Annotated in this window: 16 protein-coding genes; 7 read left to right on the top strand and 9 right to left on the bottom strand. The window is 64.9% G+C overall.

Features of this window, described 5'->3' with window-relative positions:
• Positions 1-40 precede the first annotated feature (40 nt).
• A complete protein-coding gene (locus tag ACE103_RS24665; RefSeq protein ID WP_375775230.1) occupies positions 41-868 on the top strand; it encodes a hypothetical protein in 828 nt (275 codons plus the stop codon).
• Positions 869-931: 63 nt separating this feature from the next.
• On the opposite strand, the gene ACE103_RS24660 is transcribed toward ACE103_RS24665, so the two are convergent.
• From ACE103_RS24660 to ACE103_RS24630, 7 genes are all read right to left on the bottom strand, one after another.
• Positions 932-1,390, bottom strand: a complete 459-nt coding sequence (locus tag ACE103_RS24660) for a GNAT family N-acetyltransferase (RefSeq protein WP_375775229.1) — start codon at positions 1,388-1,390, stop codon at positions 932-934.
• A 240-nt stretch (positions 1,391-1,630) separates the two neighbouring features.
• Entirely contained in the window at positions 1,631-3,805 is a 2,175-nt protein-coding gene (locus tag ACE103_RS24655) for an alkaline phosphatase family protein (RefSeq protein ID WP_375775228.1), read from the bottom strand.
• Positions 3,805-5,607: a multicopper oxidase family protein gene (locus tag ACE103_RS24650; protein ID WP_375775227.1), complete on the bottom strand. Its 1,803-nt coding sequence runs from the start codon at positions 5,605-5,607 to the stop codon at positions 3,805-3,807. Before ACE103_RS24650 ends, ACE103_RS24655 begins: the two co-directional genes overlap by 1 nt.
• Positions 5,608-5,994: 387 nt before the next feature.
• On the bottom strand, positions 5,995-7,293 hold the full coding sequence (locus ACE103_RS24645; RefSeq protein WP_375775226.1) for a dicarboxylate/amino acid:cation symporter: 1,299 nt from the start codon (positions 7,291-7,293) through the stop codon (positions 5,995-5,997).
• Between the two features lie 98 nt (positions 7,294-7,391).
• The gene (locus ACE103_RS24640; protein WP_375775225.1) at positions 7,392-8,573 is read right to left on the bottom strand and encodes an aminotransferase class V-fold PLP-dependent enzyme; all 1,182 of its coding nucleotides are present in this window, start codon (positions 8,571-8,573) and stop codon (positions 7,392-7,394) included.
• Between the two features lie 217 nt (positions 8,574-8,790).
• Positions 8,791-9,579, bottom strand: a complete 789-nt coding sequence (locus tag ACE103_RS24635; protein ID WP_375775224.1) for an IclR family transcriptional regulator — start codon at positions 9,577-9,579, stop codon at positions 8,791-8,793.
• Between the two features lie 104 nt (positions 9,580-9,683).
• The gene (locus tag ACE103_RS24630; RefSeq protein ID WP_375775223.1) at positions 9,684-10,139 is read right to left on the bottom strand and encodes a hypothetical protein; all 456 of its coding nucleotides are present in this window, start codon (positions 10,137-10,139) and stop codon (positions 9,684-9,686) included.
• 70 nt (positions 10,140-10,209) lie between these two features.
• Between ACE103_RS24630 and ACE103_RS24625 the strand changes: the two genes are divergently transcribed.
• From ACE103_RS24625 to ACE103_RS24605, 5 genes are all read left to right on the top strand, one after another.
• On the top strand, positions 10,210-10,995 hold the full coding sequence (locus tag ACE103_RS24625) for an ATP12 family chaperone protein (RefSeq protein WP_375775222.1): 786 nt from the start codon (positions 10,210-10,212) through the stop codon (positions 10,993-10,995).
• Between the two features lie 64 nt (positions 10,996-11,059).
• Positions 11,060-12,640: a flagellar hook-length control protein FliK gene (locus ACE103_RS24620; protein WP_375775221.1), complete on the top strand. Its 1,581-nt coding sequence runs from the start codon at positions 11,060-11,062 to the stop codon at positions 12,638-12,640.
• The gene (locus tag ACE103_RS24615; RefSeq protein ID WP_050625765.1) at positions 12,637-12,900 is read left to right on the top strand and encodes an EscU/YscU/HrcU family type III secretion system export apparatus switch protein; all 264 of its coding nucleotides are present in this window, start codon (positions 12,637-12,639) and stop codon (positions 12,898-12,900) included. The genes ACE103_RS24620 and ACE103_RS24615 overlap by 4 nt, the downstream gene beginning before the upstream one ends.
• A gap of 132 nt (positions 12,901-13,032) precedes the next feature.
• Positions 13,033-13,845 (top strand): class D beta-lactamase, encoded by an 813-nt coding sequence (gene blaOXA, locus ACE103_RS24610; protein ID WP_375775220.1) that lies wholly within the window; start codon positions 13,033-13,035, stop codon positions 13,843-13,845.
• An 84-nt stretch (positions 13,846-13,929) separates the two neighbouring features.
• On the top strand, positions 13,930-14,586 hold the full coding sequence (locus ACE103_RS24605) for a carboxymuconolactone decarboxylase family protein (protein ID WP_375775219.1): 657 nt from the start codon (positions 13,930-13,932) through the stop codon (positions 14,584-14,586).
• Positions 14,587-14,790: 204 nt separating this feature from the next.
• Here ACE103_RS24605 and ACE103_RS24600 read toward each other — a convergent pair whose 3' ends face one another.
• A complete protein-coding gene (locus tag ACE103_RS24600) occupies positions 14,791-16,146 on the bottom strand; it encodes a PLP-dependent aminotransferase family protein (protein WP_375781175.1) in 1,356 nt (451 codons plus the stop codon).
• A 185-nt stretch (positions 16,147-16,331) separates the two neighbouring features.
• On the opposite strand from ACE103_RS24600, the gene ACE103_RS24595 reads away from it, so the two are divergent.
• Entirely contained in the window at positions 16,332-17,240 is a 909-nt protein-coding gene (locus ACE103_RS24595; protein WP_375775218.1) for a DMT family transporter, read from the top strand.
• 84 nt (positions 17,241-17,324) lie between these two features.
• Here the strand turns inward: ACE103_RS24595 and ACE103_RS24590 are convergent, their stop codons facing one another.
• The gene (locus ACE103_RS24590; RefSeq protein WP_375775217.1) at positions 17,325-17,735 is read right to left on the bottom strand and encodes a DUF4260 domain-containing protein; all 411 of its coding nucleotides are present in this window, start codon (positions 17,733-17,735) and stop codon (positions 17,325-17,327) included.
• Positions 17,736-17,779 lie beyond the last annotated feature (44 nt).

Genomic DNA, 17,779 nt, shown 5'->3' with positions numbered 1-17,779 from the left:
GCCGTTCGTCGAGGCAACATGACCCGGTAGGGCACCTTACGTGCAATCATCCGCCATTAAGATCGCAATGACCGGTTGGCGGGATGCGTTGAATGCAATTGCGCAAATGGTGCCTGTGGTTGGACCGGCGTTCCTCCTGACCCTTGTATCCGAGGCACTGGGCCAACTGTTGCTGGGCTATTCGTTCGCGGCTGACCTTGCGGTGTCCGAAGGTCTTTACATATCGCAAAGCCTGGTGCTGGCTCCGCTTGCGATTGCTGTTCACCGTTACGTCTTGCTTGGCGAAGTGACACCGCGCTATGCGCTCAACCCGACCGATCAACGCGTCCGGCGATACTTCATCCTGGCCGTTGCCATCCAGGTTCTGTGGCTCTCGATCGCGATTTGGTTCGTGCTCGGGCATTTCATCTTTGGTGCGCCGCTGGTCCCGGGGCAACCGATTTCGCCGGGCAACGAAGGTCCGGCATTCTGGGCACTTGTCGGAGCCTTTGTTGCGGCTCTCGTGACCGGCTTTGTTGTAGCGATTGCGACGTTGGGTATCGTCATTCTGTTTCCGGCCTTGGCTGTAGATGCGCCCGGTGCCGAGTGGCGCAACGCGCGAGACGACAGCAGGGGACATACCTACCGAATATTCTGTGCCGTTGCCCTTGGCATGCTCCCAACTGTTCTATTCGCCGCGCTCGACGGGGTGACCCTCGCTCCTAAGGGGGCCGGTTCGTCGCCCGGGCTGCATTCAGCGCCTCAGGCTGTCGGCGTTGTCTTGCAGGCGGTCGAAGTGGTGCTGATCGTCGCCGTACTCGCGTCAATCACCTCGAAGCTCTATTTGGCCTGTGGCAGCCGACTGAACAGGGCTCCTCGAACGGCCTGATGATGGTTCGTGCGCGTTGCTGGCCGAAGGTCAGAAGGCGTACTCTGACCGGCCGGTGAAGGGTTAGAGCGTCAGCTTGTAGCCGACATGGCTGCCGACGAATCCTAGTCGTTCATAGAAGCGGTGTGCGTCGGGGCGCGCCTTGTCGGTGGTCAGCTGCACGAGATCGCAGCCTCTCGCTTTGCATTGGTCGATCGCCCATTCGAACATCTGTTGCCCGACGCCGGAGCAGCGGTGCGTCTCGGCAATTCGGACCGCTTCGATCTGTCCCCGCCAGGCGCCCAGCTGTGCCATTCCGGGAATGAAGCTGAGTTGAAGGGTCCCGATCACCTCGTCGTCGAGGGTTGCCACGACCAGCAATTGGTTGGGATCGGCGAGGATGGCCTCGAATGCGTCGACATAGCGTGGGTTCGGCGGCGAGCTCGCATCCTCGCGCTGCTGCCCCAGGATGTCGTGGGCGAGGAGGGCGATGATCGCCGGAATGTCGGCGGGTTGAGCCTTGCGGAAAGCGACTGGCGTCATTGAACGAGATTCCATGGAGACGAACGGTAGCGTCAGACACGCTTTGCGCCGTGCTGAGGGCAAGTTCAAGGGCCACGGAGGTACGGTCGGGCGTAACCCGGATGAGCGAAGCGATATCCGGGGTCACGAGCTCCCGCATATCGCTGGCGCTCATGCGGGCTACAAGGCCGATTGATCTGATCCGAATCGAAATCCGCCGGCCTTTCGGCCGGCGGATTGTTGTCTCGCTAGGTGCAGTCGTCAGTGGTCCCAGCCACCGTCATGATCCCAGCCGCCGCCATGATGATGGCCGCCGTCGTCGAAGTCGAAGAAGTCGAACAGATCGCTGAGCGCCGGGCTGTTGACCGGAACATAGGGATTGCCGGGCGCCGCAACCGGGTTCGGGAAGTTGTCGCGGCTGCGGTTCGTGATCGGCTCCAGGCGCCAATTCCGCTCGATGAATTTGATGATCGAGACGTGATCGGCATATTCATGCGAGATGTGGCCGTGCCGCGCGAACGGCGACACCACGATCAGCGGAATACGGGTGCCGTCGCCGAAATAGTCGAGCGGCTGCACATAGCCAGAGTCGAAGTAGCCGCCGCCTTCATCGAAGGTGATGAAGATCGCGGTGTCCTTCGCATAGTCCGAGGCCTGGACCTGGTCGACGATCTTTTTCGCGAAGCCTTCGAACAGATTGAGCTTGGAGGACGACGGGTGACCGTCGGTAAAGCCGCTCGGCTTGACGATGGAGACCGCCGGCAGCGAGTGCTTGGAAAGGTCGGAGTAGAGATCAACCGAGTCCTTGATATGGGCTGCGACCTGGTCCGGGTGCGACATGATCGAGGTGTCGTACTGGAACGGATTGCAGATGTTGCAGTACTCGTCGGCGTTCGGACCGGCCACGCCCCAGTTGAGCTGGTAGGGATCGTTGACGTAGTTGTTCCACTGGTCGCCGTAATACTTCCAGGAGATGTTCCGCTCGTTCAGGCTGTCGCCGATGCTCTTGCGGGTCGACGGCGGGATGGTGAACGGGGTGTTGGACGGGTTGGTGTCGGTGTAGGCGTTCTTGCCGTTGCCGAAGTAACCCGGATTGTAGTTGTTCAAGAGATAGTAGTGGCCGGGTTCGCAATTCGCGTTGATCCGGATCCCCTTCAGATAGTCCAGGATCGGCTTGACGCCGGGCTGGGTCGGATCCGAGCAGTCGCTGTAGGAGCCGCCGCCGGACACCGGGCTGGTCTGGAAGGGCGGCGCGAAGCCGCCATTGCCGCCGGCGCCGTAGCCGTCTTCGGTGTACCAGTTGTTGGTGCCGGAAGCCGGGTTCGGATTCTCGATTTCATGCACGATGCCGGCGTCGGGCGTGCCGCCGAACACCTGCGTGCCGTTCGGCGGCACGGCGGCGTTGCCGTAGGTGTCGCTGAAGTAGAGCATGTCGGCATGGCCGAACATGATGTGGTTGGCACCGGTGCCGCCATTGACGGACTGATGGAAGTTGTCGCTCATCGCGTATTTCTGCGCGAGCGAGGTGAAGTAGGGCACGTCACCCTTCTGCACGTTGTAGAAGCCGAGCGCCGTCGAACCTTCACCCGTGGTCGTTGCCGTCGGCAAGTATTCCGTGGAGAAGTTGGAGGGCTGTGCCGCACCGTTGGCACCGGCGCCGACGGTGACCTCGACCCAGGCGAACAGATTGCCGCCGCAGCCCGACGGATTGTCGCGGCTGGCCGCCGAGTGGTTGCAGTTCAGCTGCTGCCACATCTGGTAGAAGCGATGCACCGGGCTCGCCGAATAGGAATCGTAGGGCATCGCGTCGGTGTTGGTGAGCTGGAACGGACCGGCCGGCAGCGCGCTGACATTGGTGATACGCTGGTCGGGGGTCTGCGAGCTCTGACCGGTGCCGCCGCTCAGGAGGAACTGGTAGTACTCGGACGGCAGGCCGGATTCCGACTGCTGCGCCAGCGCAAGCGACGCTTCGCAGGTGGTGATCGGCGAGCTGCCGCATTTGTTCGGGATGTAGGAGACCTTGGGGCCGCCGACGAGCGGAGCCGGCAGTTGATCCTTGGGGAAGTTCTGCTTCGGCGGGCTCAGCAGGAACGCGTCGTTCAGGCCGGTATCGGTCGCTGCCTGCTGATGCGCCTTTTCGAAGTTCGGCCCGGGGATCGCGTTCTTGTTGTGATCGAGCTTGACGATGCCCTGCGAAAGCAGATTGAACACGCTCTCCTCGCGCCGTTCAGGCACGTAGGTCGCGAACACGTGGTCGAAGCTGCGGTTCTCACCGATGATGACGATCACATGCTTGATCGGCGACCGCGTCTCGTGTCCACCGTGATGATTCCAGTCCTCCGCAAGCACCGGGCCGGCGGTGAACTGGCCCAGCGCAAGTGCGCTGAGGGTGAGGCGGCAACCTTGCAGCCAACGTGACTTGTGCCTGTCGCGCATTAAAGCTCTCCTTTTTGCAGTGGCTTGGTGGAACTTGCAGCGTTTCGCGGCACGACCCTGATCCGTCCCATCATGCCGCCGTCCTCATGCTCGAGGACGTGGCAGTGGTAGACGAAGGTGCCGACGATGTTGGGATCGCGAAAATCCATGCGCAGGCGCACGCTCGGATATTTCAGCATCCGGCCGTTGTAGTAGGGGACGTTCACGGTATCGCGCAGGAACGGCTCGTTGACGGCGACGCCGGACCAGTCGAGCAGCTGGAAGTGCAGCTGATGGATGTGGAAATCATGCAGCTCCATCGAGCGGTTCTCGATGATCCAGTCCTCGACGTCGCCCTGTCTCACGGTGATGTCGGGAATGTCCGATTGCGGATCGAACGGTTTTGGCGTCTCGCCGTCGAGCGTCATGAAGAATTTGGTCGGGCTGTTCGGATCGCTCGGGTTCTCCGGCTGCTCGGAGAAGAACAGCTTCCGGATGCGCACCGGCGCGACGTTCCCGACCCACGGCCGCTCCGGTTTCGGAAGCGGCTCGGCGTGCGGCGGCAGTGAGGCCTGCGGCTCGCTTGCATCGGCTGAGGCGTTGATCGCCACCAGGGCGCGGTTGGGATCGTTCTCGCCGGCGGGCCCGGTGTCGACCGCGCGTGTCACCAGCAGGGCCGAGCTGCCGGCCGGCGGGCCCTCGACGATGAATTCGGCACGCGAGCCCGGCGGCAGGCCGATATGGTTGACCCATTGCACTGACGGCGAGGGGCTGCCCTGGAATTGCAGCGGCACGCCGTCGAGCCCGACGATCCCGATCTGCTGCGGTGTGCGGCCGACCAGCAGCGCGAGGTTGAGATAGGTGATCGCGGACGCGTTCAGCACCCGCCAGAGCTGCCGCTCGCCGGGCTTCATCGTCAGCGTCGCCGGCGGATAGTTCGGAAAGGGCACCGGCACGAAGTTGACGGAGAGGTCCTTCGACGGCTTGCCGAAGCCGGTGCCAGAGTTGGCGACGTCGCCGTCATTGTCGAGCTGGCTCTTGGTCATGACCGGCTCGGATTTCGACGGCGGCGCGTCGGGATTGACGAGATCCTGGTCGCGGATCACGAGCACGCGCTCGGGGAGGCCAGCGAGCTGTGGATCGGCGCGCTCGATGCCTTCGATGATGATGGCGCCCGAGGCGCCGCCGAGCACCTGCGTCTTGCTGAAGCCGTGCAGATGCGGGTGATACCAATAGAGACCGGGCGGCGCGTCGTCCGGGATGCGCAAGCGGTATTCGAACGGCGCGTCGTCGGGCTGGATCGAGGTCTTCAGCACGTCATCCTGATGGCAGACCGGCGGCACCGTCAGCCCGTGAAAGTGCAGGTTGGTCGAGATCGGCGTCATCGCGCCGCTCTCGCAAATGTCGGCTTGCTTTCGCGTCGTGCAGATCGGCGCACCGGCGAGCGGGCGGTCAATCGCAGGCGTTGCCGTATCGGGATCGACGAGGTCGTTCTTGAAATGGATGACCAGCTGGTCGCCCGGCCTCAGCCGCAAGGTCGGCGACGGCCTGCCGTCCGGCGTCAGATAGCAATAGCGGCTCGTGCCATCCGGCAGCTTCTGATCGTGGATGCTGAGGTCGGTCTCGAGCATGCCATCGCGGCTGCGCAGTTCGGCGGATTCCTCGATCGCACTTCCGGGCTCAGGTCGGGCGCAAACGTCTTGTTGCGTGCGCGGCGCATTCTGCAAGCCCGTTGCGCCGAGCCATGCCGTCATGCCGCTCACGGCAAGCCCGAGGCAAGCCGCGACGATGACACAACAAACGGTCGAAAGTCGTCGTGCCACGCCGCCCCGCCAATACGTCGACACGAGCGCGCAAGTGCGCACGGACGCCACGCGTGACGTCAGTCCACGTCTTGCGACCGCGATGGTCGACAAATGCTTCTGTTTGGTGTCGGGACGCTAGCCGCGCGTTGTTGCCGAAATCTGGCAGGTTTCTAACACGCAGATGACAGCATCTTGCGGCACTTCGACGCAGAAATGCGCGCGCCGTTCAAACCTGCTGTGCGATCAATCGGATGCGCCATTCGCGGATCGAATTGCGGAGAAAGCAGGACGCGCAGGCAGCCGTCAGATATTTTTTCGGTGTCACCGATCTTGTCATGTGCAAGCGCGTCGGCAACGAACAGGTTCCAGCGAGCGGCCTCGTGGCTTCGAGGCCGCAATCTCGCGCTATCCTGCGACGGCCGTCGGCAGGAATTTGGCGTCTTGCTCGACAGGCTCGCTCAACTCGTTCTCCCATTTTGCAACGACGGCGGTTGCGACGCCGTTTCCGATGACATTGGTCATCGTCCGCCCCATGTCCAGAAAGGCGTCGATTCCGATCAGCAGGACAAGGCCGCCCGCCGGCAGGCCAAAGGTGGGCAGGGTCGCAGCGGCAACCACGAGCGATGCGCGCGGCACGCCGGCGATGCCCTTGCTGGTGATCATCAGAAGCAGCAGCATCGCGATCTGGGTCGTGATCGGCATCTCGATGTTGAAGGCTTGCGCGACGAACAGCGCGGCGAAGGTCTGGTACATCATCGAACCGTCGAGGTTGAACGAATAGCCGAGCGGCAGGACGAAGCCGGTGATTCGCTCCGAAACGCCGAACTTCATCAACTGCTCGATCATCTTCGGGAAGGCTGCCTCGCTGCTTGACGTCGAGAAGGCGATCATCATCGGTTGCCGGAGCAGGCGAAGCAGGTTCCGGATCGAGCCGCCGAGCACGACGCTGCCCGCGCCGATGATGATCGCCCAGAGCACCGCCAGTCCGAAGTAGAAGGCGCTGACGAACTTTCCATAGGTGACGAGAACCCCAAGCCCCTGCGTGGTGATGACCGCGGCCATCGCTGCGAACACGCCGACCGGGGCAAAACGCATGACATAGTCGGTGAACTTCAGCATGACAGGAACGATCTGATCGATCGACCGCGCGATGTCGGGGGCCAGCGTGCCCTTCACGGCACTCAGCGCAAAGCCGAAGAACATCGCGAAGACGAGGATTTGCAGCACTTCGTTTCCGGCCATCGCCTGCACGACGCTGATGGGGAAGACGTGCGCGGCGAAATCCTTGACGTTCAGGCTGCTGGTCTGGACATTGGCCGTGGCGTTGGCGTCGGGGAGCGCGAGACCAAGGCCGTGCCCGGGTTGCAGCAGGTTCGCGAGCACGAGCCCGACCGACAGCGACGCCACCGACGCGGTGATGAACCAGGCCAGCGATTTGACGGCGACGCGCCCCACAGCACCGCCGCTTGCGCCGAGGCTGGAAATTCCCGAGACGATGGTCGCGAACACCAGCGGCGCGATGATCATCTTGATCATCCGCAGGAAGATATCCGACACAATGGCGAAATAGCCGGCGATTGCCTTGGCTTGTTCCGGGCTCGCGAGAACGTTGCACGCGTAACCCACGGTGATGCCGAGCAACAGGCTCACCATGATGTATGTGGTCAGCTTGTTCGGGGTCTGGGTTCTGCTGCCTGCCTGCATGACGTGATCCTTCGCCACCGGAGAGTTGCAACGTCCGAGCTGTGGCGCGCCTTCCGGCGTCTCGGAGTGCTGCTGAACAATACGGAGAGCCGGTCCGGCTATCCGAGCTTTGACAGGACGGCCGTGCGGGCCCGGGTTGACGGTGCGTTGCGGGCTCGGATGGCCTCGATCAGGCGGTCGATGTCTTCAATGGTGTTGAACATGCCGAGCGACACGCGGATGCCGTCGCGCTCCGGCGAGATGCGGATGCCGTTCTGCGTGAAGTAGTCCAGCCAGTCGGCAGCAGGCAAGGCGATGACGTAGATGTGCGGCGCGCGATGCTGGCGCTCTCGCGGCCCGACCAGGCCGATATCAAGCCGATCGAGGCGGTCGATCAGGTAATCGCCGAGGTCGAAGCAGTGTTGCTGGATCTTCTCAATCCCGATCTGATTGATGAAGTCGATCGCCGCGCCGAGCGCCTGGATTGCCGGAAGGTTGAAATTGCCGAGCTCGAAGCGGCCCGCGGTCGCGGGCAGGGCCACGTTGTCCGGTCTGGCGATGAAGTCGAGCGGCGGTTCTGCAAGACTTGCCGCCGCGAGGTAGGCCGGCTCCAGCTCGGTCCGCGTCGCATCCCAGTACAGAAGACCGAGCCCCTGTGGCACGAGCAGGCCCTTATGCGTGCCGGAACCGATGAACGTGGCCTTGATGGCCTTGGCGTCGATCGGCACCACGCCGATGCCCTGCATCGCGTCCACGACAAAGTAGAGCGAATGCTGCGCGCAGAGTTCGCCGACGCTTGCCACGTCGAAACGGTGGCCGGCATGGAAGGTGACGTGAGACATGGAGATCGCCCGCGTCCGTTCGTCGATATGCGGCCGGAAGCTTTCCGCATCCACCACGTCAGTCATGGGGATGAAGACGATCTCGACGCCCTTCTTCCGCAGATTGAGGAAGGCATAGGCGTTATTGGGATGATCGCCGTGGATCATCAGAACCTTGTCGCCGGCGCGAAGCGGCAGCGCGTTCGCGGCGATGTTCATGCTCTCGGAGGTGTTCTTGGTGAACGCGATTTCGTGCGGCTCGACCCCGAGGAAATCCGCGACTTTCGCACGGGTCTCTTCGAGGCGGTTCAGCCAGATCTGCTTCGGGCCGGCGTTTTCGAAGCTTTCCCATAGGAAGCGTTCGTAGGCTTCCTTCACTGGACGGGAGAGCGGGGTCTGAAAGCCGCTGTCGAGGTACACCACGTGCTCCGTGGCCGGGAAGGCCTTGCGAACGGCTGCAACGTCGTAGTGCTGGCGCATGATCACTCCGGTGGCTCAGGCGTGGGCTTTGGGCACGGCAAAACGTCCCGCCGGATCGGCTGGCGGCGTCGATCAGTTCTGGTGTCGGCATGCGGACTTGGAGCGAGCTGCCTCAATCATGGTCAGCTCAATCATCTGCCCCGAGAATACACAGGATTTGCGCGAGATCGAGATTGAATCCGAAAAACGAGAGTATTCATTCCGAAAAATGAGAATCTCAGAATTCGTCTTCATATTCCTGTAGAATGGTTTCGGACAACAGCGCCGCCGCCTCCTGCAACGGAGCGATGAAGGCGTCGAGGCCTGCGAAACCGACACGTGCCGCAGGCACAGATACGCCGAGGCATGCGATCAGATCGCCGGCCGGCGAGACGATCGGCACGGCGCAACCCACAACGCCCCGGACGAATTCCTCGTTGGTCTTCGCCCAGCCTCTGCGCCGTGTCTCCTCGAGCAACGCCAGCAATTCGTCGGGGTCGGCGATCGTGGTCGGCGTGTACCGGACGAGGGGGAGTGACCTGACCAGCCGCTGGCGGACCTTCGCGGGCAGCCGGCTCATGTAGATCTTGCCGGTCGACGTGCAATGGAGCGGTGCCGCTTCGCCTGGATTGAACTGCAACGCCTGCTGTTGCTTGGAGCGAACGCTGTCGACGTAGACCACGACGTTGTCGCGGACGACGCCGATCTCGCACTGCTCGCCGATGCGGTCGGCCACCGCACTCAGCACAGTATGCCGGCGCACGGAGCGAAACGCTGCCCCAATCGTCTTGGCGGCGAGCGTCACCAACTTGCTTCCGACCACATAGCGCTTGGTGCCGAGCGCCTTCTGGATCAGGCCTCGGGCTTCGAGATTGCCGATCAGCCGATGCGCAGTCGGAAGCGGAAGGGAAAGCGCGGCGGCGATCTCGGCAGCCGACAGAGCCTTCTTCTGTTCGGCAACAAAGGTCAGGATCGCGATGGCCCGATCCAGCGGCCCGTCATTGGAACTGTCAGGTTCGTTGGCCACGATCCATTCCTCTGTGTCGATGACGCCCGTCAGCTTTACAGCAAAGCAAACCGAAGGCTCCTTTCGGATCGCGATGCAGGCCTCGATATGAGGATCGTCGTGGGTTACCGCCTGAACTGTACGAGAAACATCCGCAATGAATCGTGCTGGCTCTCGACGTCCGAGATCACCCAGCCGTCGGGACCGTTGACGGCGATGAAGGTGAGCGTGACCGCGCGGCCCTCATTGTCGAACGTGACCGTCACATCCGTCTTGTCGAACTGCCGGCGCGGAATCGCGATCGAGATCGGGCCGAGCCGCCAGGTCGGGCTCTGCACCAGGAAATCGTACGGTGCGTCGTGCAGCGCCGTCCAGGCGCCGCGCAGGCTGGAATCGAAGAATTGCCGGGCCGTTTCGTCGTCGCGCGGCAGGCCATTCGAAAACGCCGGGCTGCCTCTTCCATAGTAGGCGTAGACGTTGCGGATCAGCGATTCCGGCGAACGGAACCCGGCGTCGGCGCGGGCGGCCCCGAAGGCGACCGCAACCAGCAGAAAACCCGCAAGGATCTGGGCGCGTTCCATCAGCTTTATTTGCCGTTGCCGCTGACGTATCTTGCAGGGAAATCCTCCCAAACGAAAGCCGGCCGGCGCGATGCGCGAACTCTTCGACGACGTTCCAGAACAATCCCCGCTCGATCCGCAGGAAGCGGTGCGGCGCCACATCCGCACGCCGCAGCGCAAGCGCTTTTACACCAGCGCCGGCGTGGCCGAGGCCGATGGTGGATTTTCGGTCACGCTCGACGGCAAGCAGATCCGCTCGCCCTCCGGCAAGCCGGTCGTGGTGCCGACCCGCGCCATTGCGGATGCGGTCGCGGCGGAATGGAATGCGCAGGGCGAGACCATCGATCCCATGACCATGCCGCTGACGCGCCTCGCCAACAGCGTGATCGAGGGGGTGATCGATCGCGTCGACGAGGTCGCCGACGATGCGGCAAAATTCCTCGGCAGCGACCTGCTGTGCTATCGCGCCGGCCATCCCGAGACGCTGGTGGCGCGCGAGGCCCGGCATTGGGACCCGATCCTGTTCTGGGCCGCCGATGCGCTCGGCGCCCATTTCGTGATGGCTGAAGGGGTCATGCATGTCGGCCAGCCCGAGCCCGCGATCAAGGCGGCGCGCGCGGCGTTCCCGACCGACCCCTGGTCGGTCGCGGCGCTCCATGTGGTGACGACGCTGACCGGCTCGGCGCTGCTGGCTCTGGCGCTGGCGCATGGTGTCCGCGACGAGGACCAGGTCTGGGCCGCCGCCCATGTCGACGAGGACTGGAACATCGAGAAATGGGGCGTCGACGAGGAGGTCGCCGCGCGCCGCGCCGCCCGCCAGGTCGATTTCAAGGCCGCCGCCAGCGTCCTGAGGGAGTTCAGGTCGGCTGCCGGTTAACGAGGGGTTTACGGCGCCGGGCTAGCCTGCGGTTTGACCCTGCCGCCTGGCCGAGACCTCCGACATGGCTATCGCCGTCAATCCCGTGCTGCCGGTGCTCGCTTCGAAAGAGGCGGACAGCGTTGCGCCCGACCTCACGCTGGAGGCCGGCAGCGTCGTCAATGCGCAGGTGCTTAAGGTGTTGTCCGCCGACCTGGTGCGGATCGCGATCGCGAGCCTGTCGATCGACGTCCAGACCGAGGTGCCGCTGCAACAGGGCCAGAACCTGCAGCTTGCGGTATCGCAGACCAGCGACGGCATCCGCCTGCAACTGGTCGGGCCGGGGGCTGACACGGGCGATGCCGTGCAATTGTCGCCGGCAGCGGCCAACGTCACCGCTGCTCCGCAACCCGTCGCCACGGCGCCGAAGGCAGTGTTGACGCCGCTCGAGCGCATCACCATCACCGCGACGGCGCAGCATGCGGCCGCCGTCCAGGGCAGCCAGGCGCCGCTGTTTGCCAACCTTGCGGCGGTCGCTGCGGCCAATCTGCCGCCGAAGCTGCAGGCCGCGATCGCGCAGGTGCTGGCGCAGCAGACCGGCCTCAACGAGAATTTGAGCGGCGATGCCGTCAAGGCCGGCTTCCAGAGATCCGGCCTGCTGCTGGAGGCGACGCTCGCCGCGGGCGTAGCACCTGCGGGCGGCAGCGTGCCCGATCTGAAGGCCGCGCTGATCGTGTTGCGCCAGGCGCTGACCTCGCTCGGCGCCGGCGATGCCACAAGGCCTGCGTCCACGCCGCTGCAGCAGCCGGCGCTCGCTAATGCCGGCACGGCGCCGAGCATTGTGCCGCCAGGCACGCCCGAGCTCGAGGTTCAGGAGATTTTGCTGCCGCAGGCGCGCGTGCCGGTTGCCGAGGATCTCACCCGCGGCGCCACCCACCTTGCAGGCGCTCTAGCGGATGCGCTCGATGCCGGCCCGTCTGCGGGCGGCGCGCTCAATCTCATTCAGGAAGCGCTGCACGAACTCGGCAACCCGGCACGGCAGGGCGCCGCGCCGCGGGAGATGCTGCCCGGCGATGTGCCCGCACGCGGCAGCACGCCGCCACCGCCGTTTCACGGCGCGCTGCCGTCGGCGCAGGCCGTTGCGGAGCCTTCGGTTGCCCCTGGCACGCCGCTTTCGACCGCCGCGCATCGCCTCTTGGAAAACACCGACGCGGCATTGGCGCGGCAGACCCTGCTGCAGATCGCATCGCTGCCGGACCGTGGCGACAGCACGCGTCCGCAGCTCGACGCCATGGTGCCGCGCTGGAATTTCGAGATCCCGTTCCTGACCCAGCAGGGCACGGCGATGGCGCAGTTCGAGATTGCCCGCGACGGCGGCGGCAACGAGGTCGAAGCCGCCAAGCGGGTGTGGCGGGCGCGCTTCACGCTCGACGTCGAGCCGGCCGGGCCGGTGCACGCGCTGGTCTCGCTGAACGGCGAGCGCACCTCGGTGCGGATGTGGGCCGAGCGTCCCTCGACCGCCGCGCAATTGCGCGCCGGCGCCTCCGAGCTGAGTCAGGCGCTGACCAGGGCGGAGCTTACGCCCGGCGATATCGAGATCCGCGACGGCAGCCCGCCGCAGCCTGCGCTGGCGCGCGCCGGCCATTTCCTGGATCGCGCGTCATGAGCGAGGCGCAGAACCAGCTCGCGGTCGCACTGCATTACGACCACGCCGGCGCGCCGCGCGTGGTCGCGAAAGGCAAGGGCGCGATCGGCGCCAAGATCATCGAGGTCGCCAAGGCCAACGACATCCCGATTGAGGAGAACGAGGTCTTGGCCGGCGCGCTCTCCAATGTCGAACTCGGCGACGAGATCCCGGCCGAGCTCTACAAGGCCGTCGCCGAGGTGCTGGTGTTCGTGCTGCGGCTGTCGGGCAGGGCGCGCTAAGCATAGCGTTTTCAAGCGAAGTGGGCACAGGTTCGCGTGAAGAAAGTGCTTCAAGCAAGCGAGACTCATTGCCATCCTTTCACCACGATGGCATCAGCATCGTCGTCAACCCGAACCAGATCAGGTCCTCTTGTGATCCATCGCCGCTATGCGCTCGGTCTGTTCGCCGCCGCAGCCATTTCGCCGTCGCGCAGCTTCGCCAACGTGTCCTACCAGCGCAGCGAGTTTCGCGAGGATCTGCAAAAGCGGTTCTTCGATCTCGGCACCGAGGGCACCTTCGTCGGCTACAAGATCGACGACTATCTAATCATCGCGAGCGACAAGGTTCGTTCCGGCGAGGGCAAATTGCCGGCTTCGACTTTCAAGATCCCGAATGCGCTGATCGCGCTCGAGACCGGCGTGGTGCAGGATCCGGACAAAGACGTCTTCAAGTGGGACGGCACAACGCGCAGCATCGAGGCCTGGAACAAGGATCACACGCTGCGCTCCGCGCTCGCGGTGTCGGCCTTCCCGGTGTTCCAGGAGATCGCGCGCCGGATCGGCGCGGAGCGGATGCAGAAATATCTCGACGTCATCGACTATGGCAACCGCGACATGGGCGGCGGCATCGACCAGTTCTGGGTGACGGGCAATCTGCGCATCGATCCGGTGCAGCAGATCGATTTCCTCGACCGGCTGCGCCGCGGCGTGCTGCCGGTCGGCAAGCGCAGCCAGCAGCTGGTGTGCGACATCCTGCCCGTCACCAAAGTCGGCGACGCCGCCATTCACGCCAAGACCGGATTGACCGACAAGGAGCACGGCTCGCTCGGCTGGCTGGTCGGCTGGGCCGAGAAGGGCAGCGACATCACCGTGTTCGCGATGAACATGGACTGCAAGACCCAGGCGCAGATCGATGCGCGGATGAGCGTCACGCAGCAATGCCTCACCGATATCGTCGCGCTGTGACGATCTGATCTGCGTGCGCCGCGGCTGGTGAGTACCGCGCGGCTCGACTAGCATCCTCCGATAAAAGCAGAATCGGAGGAAATCATGCAATCAGGATCCGTCTGGCTCTCGTCGCTCACGCTGGCCGCGGCCGGCGGCTGGCTCGCGGCCACAATGTTCTCGGCGCCGGCCACCAGCAAGGAGCCGCGCTTTCCGCAGCTCACCATGGATCAGCTCAGCGACCTGCAAAGGCCGCTCGGCGAGGCGATCATGAAGGTGTCGAGCGTCGGCATCGGCGGGCCCTACAATCCGATCATCCGCAGCCCGGTGCTCGGCCAGCGGCTCTACGATCTGTTCTATTATCTGCGCTGGCAGACCTCGGTGCCGACCAGGCTGAACGAGTTCGCGATCCTGATCATCGGCCGGCAGTGGCGCTCGCAGGTCGAGTGGTTCGCACATGCGCCGCTCGCGGCCAAGGCCGGCTTGTCGGCCGATGTCATCGCCGAGCTGAAGACCGGCAACCGTCCGTCGAAGATGGCCGACGATGAGGCCGTGGTGTACGATTTCGTCACCGAGCTGACCATGACCAAGAAGGTCTCCGACGAGACCTATGCGCGGGCCAAGGCAATCTTTAACGATCAGCAGATCGTCGATCTCACCGCGCTCGCCGGCAATTACGTGATGGTCGCAATGCTGCTGGCAATGGCGGAGGAGACGGTGCCGCCGGGCAAGGAGGAGCCGTTCAAGGTCGGCGAGAAGTAAGGCGCTGCCGCTGCAGTCGCTTCACCTCGCCCCGCGTGCGGGGAGAGGTCGGATCGCATCGCCAGATGCGATCCGGGTGAGGGGGAGTCTCCGCAAACACAACTATCACCGTTCACGCGGAGATAGCCCCTCACCCCAACCCTCCCCCCGTAAGAACGGGGCGAGGGAGCACAGCGCCGTCGCGGTCCTGACCTCATCCATGCGCTAGCGCCCGATCGCCCGCTGCAACGCCGGCATCAGTTTCGGGTCGCGGCATTGCGCGACGTTGAAGCGCATGAAGCCGGTGGCCGATTGCGTGGTGCTGAACACGTTGCCCGGCGCCAGCACGATGTTGTCGGCGAGCGCCGCGCGCGCCACGTCGGCGGAATCGCAGCCGTCGGGCAGGCGGCACCAGAGCTGGAAGCCGCCGCGCGGCATCAGCCACGGCTCGATGCCGATGCGCTGCAGCTTGTCGCCGACGTCGCGGCGGGCGCGCGCCAGCCGCCGGCGCAGCTCCTCGACATGCTTGCGGTAGAAGCCGGTCGCCAGCACGCTCGCGATGATTTCGGTCGCGACCGCGCAGGGGCCGCCGAACCCGGTCGCGACCTGCAGATCGACCAGCTGCTCGATCCAGTCGGCGCGCGCTGCGATGAAGCCGCAGCGCAGCGACGCCGACAGCGTCTTGGAGAAGCTGCCGATCCGGATCACGCGGTTCAGCCCGTCGAGTGCCGCGAGCCGCGCCGATGGCTCCGGCTCGAAATCCGCGAAGATGTCGTCCTCGACGATCGTCAGGTCATAGGCCGCCGCGGCATTCAGCACGCGGTGCGCGGTCTGCGGCGACATCGTCGCGCCGGTCGGATTGTGCAATCCGGAGACCGTGATGTAGAGCCGCGGCCGCTCGGCTTCGAGCACCGCCTCGAAACTTGCGACGTCGGGGCCCGATGGCGTGTAGGGCACGCTGACCAGCTTGACCTGATGGGCGCGCAGCAGCGCCCGAAAATTGAAATAGCAGGGATCGTCGACCAGCACCGTGTCGCCGGGCCGCAGCAGGAAGCGGCAGATCAGGTCGATCGCCTGGGTGCCGGACATCGTGAGCAGCACCTGCTCGGGCGACACTTCGAGACCTTCGTCGGCGAACCGCGCCATCAGCATGCGGCGGAGCGCCAGCGAGCCGCGCGTCGCACCGTAATCGGCGAGCACGGCGTCCTCGGCCCGCGCCAGGCCGCGGAACGCGCGCCGCAGCGCCTCGGTCGGCATCCAGTCGGCGGGCAGCCAGCCGCAGCCCGGCTTCAGCGCGCCGCTCGCGGCGTCGAGCGATTGCCGCGACACCCAGAACGGATCGACGGCGCGGTCGTGCTGCGGCTGGTCCTTTGTGAGCGCCAGCGGCGGCAGCGCCGCGGACGAGACATAGAAGCCCGAGCCCGGCCGCGCCCGGATCAGGCCCTCGGCGGCGAGCCGGTCATAGGCCTCAACCACGGTCGAGGGCGAGACGCCCATGGTCGCGGCAAAGCTGCGGATCGAGGGCAGGCGGTCGTCGGCGGCGAGCGCGCGGCTCGCGATCCTGGCGCGGATCGCGTTCATCACGTCGGTGGTCCGGGTCGCCTTCGGCGCCAAAGCGGCGCGGTGATTGGATGGCTGCCGCAAGTGTTTGCCCTTTAAAGTGTATGCCTACCTCTACCCATACAGTTTGGCGGTATTGTACTGATCCGTAGCTGCCTTGGCCAGTCCGCCGCCGCTATCCTCGCCTGCGAAAGTCGAGGTGTGCGATGAGCGATTCGAAGACATTGCCGAGGAAGTCCTGGACGGGTGAGGCGAGCGGCGGGTCGCTCGAAGGCTGGGGCAGCGGCCTGCTAGGCGTGATCATCTTCAGCGGCTCGCTGCCGGCCACCCGCGTCGCGGTTGCCGGATTCTCGCCACTGTTCCTGACATCGGCACGCGCGGCCATCGCGGCGCTGCTCGGCGCGGCCCTGTTGGCGGTACTGCGGCAGCCCTGGCCGCAGCGCAGGGACCTGGCGTCGCTGACCATCGTAGCCCTCGGCGTCGTGATCGGCTTTCCGCTGTTGACCGCGCTGGCGCTGCAGCACATCACCTCGGCGCATTCGATCGTGTTCATCGGGCTGCTGCCGCTGTCGACCGCCGTGTTCGGCGTGCTGCGCGGCGGCGAGCGGCCGAAGCCGCTGTTCTGGCTGTTCTCCTGCATCGGCAGCGCGACGGTCGGCGCCTTCGCTCTGTCGGGCGACGGATCGGCATCGCTGACCGGCGACTTGCTGATGGTCGCCGCCATCATCGTCTGTGGCCTCGGCTATGCGGAGGGTGCTGCGCTGTCGCGCCGGCTCGGCGGCTGGCAGGTGATCTCCTGGGCGCTGGTGCTCTCGGCGCCGGTGGTGCTCGTGATGACGATCGTGACGCTGCCGCCGAGCTGGCAGGGCATCGGCGCGCCGGCCTGGCTCGGGCTCGCCTACGTCTCTATTTTCAGCATGCTGGTCGGCTTCGTGTTCTGGTATCGCGGCCTTGCGCTCGGCGGCATCGCCAGCGTCGGCCAGTTGCAGCTGTTGCAGCCGTTCTTCGGCCTCGCGCTGGCCGGGCTGTTGCTGCATGAGCCGGTCGCCTGGTCGATGATCGCTGCGACCATGCTGGTCGTCGTCTGCGTGGTGTTCGCGCGCCGGTTCGCCTGACCACGTCGGCCCTCTCCGATAGAAGTGAAGACAGCATGCCCGGCGCAAGGCCGGGCATGACGCGATAGAGAAAGAGGGCGGGCGCTAAGCCAGCTCCTGCGCTTTGCCGATTCGCCCGAGATGGGTGTAGCCGAATCCTCTTGGGTATTTCAGCCCGTAGCCGAGCGCGCGGTCGATCCCGATATGGGCAAGCCAGATCATCGCGATCGAGAGCACCAGCGGTCCTTCGCCGGCAAAACCCAGCGTCATCAGCGCCACTGGCGCCAGATAGGTGTGAGCGGCGTTGTAGGCGATGGCGCCGGCCCGCGGGCTGATCAGGTAGGCGGCAAAGCTGATGTCCGGCATCAGGAACAGCAGGACGTAGATCAGCCACGAGCCCTCCCACTTGTAGTAGAGCAGGGTCATCCCGACGAACAGCACCAGCCCCTCCAGCCGGAGCAGGGTGCGCACCCCGCCGGTGGCGGCGCCGGTCTCGGCCGTGGTCGTATCAGTCATCGCTGTCTCCCCAGATGTCGGAAAATCCTACCGTTTTTGCGCCC

It is taken from the genome of Bradyrhizobium sp. ma5 (genome assembly GCF_042258955.1).
Taxonomy (GTDB): Bacteria; Pseudomonadota; Alphaproteobacteria; order Rhizobiales; family Xanthobacteraceae; genus Bradyrhizobium.
The sequence above is the reverse complement of the archived record's forward strand: the minus strand, read 5'-3'. Positions and strand labels throughout refer to the sequence as shown.